Origin of the sequence: Kitasatospora sp. NPDC007106, from assembly GCF_040634455.1 — a bacterium.
In the GTDB taxonomy this organism is placed as follows: Bacteria; Actinomycetota; Actinomycetes; order Streptomycetales; family Streptomycetaceae; genus Kitasatospora; species Kitasatospora arboriphila.
This window is the reverse complement of the sequence record NZ_JBEYFP010001202.1, coordinates 1-1,455: the sequence shown is the minus strand read 5'-3', so window position 1 is coordinate 1,455 and position 1,455 is coordinate 1. Positions and strand designations below refer to the sequence as shown.

Genomic DNA, 1,455 nt, shown 5'->3' with positions numbered 1-1,455 from the left:
CGCGGCCAGGGCCCGGGAGAGCGGCCGGCCGGCCGGCGAGGTCGGCGCGTACAGCGCGTCCAGGTCGTCGACCACCACGACCATCCGGGCGGGTACCCGCGGCGCGGCGGCCGCGTCCGGCGCGGTGCGCTGCTCGACCACCCGGGCCGTCGCGGCCGCGGCCGCGGTCGGACCTCCGGCGGTCACCAGGGCGGGCGCCTTGCGGAGTATCCGGGCGGTGTGCCAGGCGGTGAAGTCCCGCCCGCCGAGCAGGGTCTCACGGCGCGCCAGCTCGTCCAGCAGGGCCTCGGCGGTGAGCAGGGCCTGCCGCGGGTCCGCGGCGGCGTCCAGGTGGGCGGTGACGTGCGGCAGGTCGGTGCAGGCCCGCAGGCCGGCCGACTGGTCCCGGTCGGCGGGGGAGCGGGACTCCACCACGGTGATCTCCAGCCGCTCCGGGCGTTCGGCGACGGCCAGCGAGGCGATCAGGGTGCGCAGCAGCTCGGTCTTGCCGGAGCCGGCCGCGCCGCCGATCAGCAGGTGCGGGCCGCCCTCGGCGCCGTGGCCGTCGGCGGCCTCGGTGTCGGCGAGGTCGACGGTGCACAGGCCGTCCCGGGCGGTGCCGATCAGGGCGGTGGCCGCGCCGGCGCCGTCCGGCAGCCCGGCCCAGCGGTCCGAGAGCTTGGCCGGGGTGACGGCCTCCAGCCGGAGCAGGTCGAGCAGGCGCAGGGCGTCCGGCAGCGGTCCGCGGGCGGCCGGGGCGGCCTCCCGCAGCGGGGCGAGAGCGCGGGCGAGCCGTTCGGCCCAGGCGGCCGGGACGGCGTCCAGGGCGACGTCCTCGATCCGCTCGCGGGCGCCGCCGGCGGGCAGGTCGACGGTGAGCCGGGTGGCGACCTCGCCGGTCACCGCGGCGCGGGCGCCGATCCCGGAGGGCAGCTCCTCCTCGGACTCCGCGAGGCAGACCGTGAAGACGCCGACGGCGGGGCCCTGGCGGAGCAGCAGGTCGAGGCCCTCGCGGGCCTCCGGGGTGCCCGGGTCGCCGTCGACGAGCAGGACGGTGGCCTCCGGGCCGCCCGAGGCGGCGGCCAGCTCGGCGAGCCGGGCCTGGGCCTGCTCGGGGCCGAAGCCGACCAGCAGCCGGCAGTCCTGCCCCTGGCCGGGTCGCAGGTGGGGCAGCCACATCGTCCAGTCCCAGTCGGCGGCGCGCTGCTCGTCGGCGGCGACCACCACCAGGGCGAGGCCGCTCGGCGGGTGCAGCACGGCGAGCTGGGCGAGCACGGCGCGGGCGAGCCCGGTGCGCCGCGGCCGCGGCCCGGCGAGGCCGAGGCTGCCCGCGGTCTGCAGGTCGGCGGTGACCGGGACGGCGGGCAGCAGCGTGCCCGGGGCGGTGCCGGGACCCGGGGAACCGGGGGAACCGGGGGAAACGGGGGAAACGGGGGCGACGGGGGAACGGGAACGGCGGACCGCCGGGGCAGGGAG

General features: G+C 80.2%; 1 protein-coding gene. It reads right to left on the bottom strand.

Annotated elements, in window-relative coordinates:
* Nucleotides 1–1,455: FtsK/SpoIIIE domain-containing protein (locus ABZ641_RS37150; RefSeq protein ID WP_359988987.1), on the bottom strand; the 1,455-nt coding region annotated here is incomplete at both ends.